At 72.1% G+C, this 534-nt stretch carries 1 pseudogene; it reads right to left on the bottom strand.

Going from position 1 to position 534, the window contains the following annotated elements:
* Positions 1 to 179 precede the first annotated feature (179 nt).
* A pseudogene (locus JCM19049_RS17250) lies at positions 180 to 534 on the bottom strand (hypothetical protein); the annotation flags it as partial.

Genomic DNA, 534 nt, shown 5'->3' with positions numbered 1-534 from the left:
CTCCAGGCCCTGGGGGTGCTGGGCGTACCAGATCCCAGGCCCACCGCCTGCAGCACCTGGAGCATCTGCGACTCCGGCGGCATCGGCCCCTCCACGCCCAGCGCCAGGTTGCGCGCCAGTTGAGTCGAACAGGTGCGCCTCCTGCGGGCACCAGGCCACCGAATCCAGGGCCTGGGCCGTCAGCGGTGAGAGCTGCCCGGCGGTGTCGATGGCGTGGATTTGCCCGGACAACGGGGGCAGCACCCCCAGCAGGGCGGTGAGCAGGTCGATTTGCCCGAGCCGGAGGGGCCGGTCAGTGCCGTCCAGTCCCCGGGGGCGATGCGGGCGCTGAGCCCCTGGAGCACCGGTTCACCCTCACGGTAGCCAAGGGCCACCTCGTGCAGCTCAAAGCCGGTGACCGGCCCGAAATCCTCCTCCGGCTCCGGCAGCTGCTGCTGTGGTGCGCTGCTCACCCCACGGTCGGCCAGGGTCTGGCGCAGTTCGGCCAGTGCCCGGGCCTGTTGGATCGAGGCGACGCAGGCGGCGGCGGGTTCG

It is taken from the genome of Arthrobacter sp. JCM 19049, from assembly GCF_001310435.1.
This window is presented reverse-complemented; position numbering and strand designations above follow the sequence as displayed.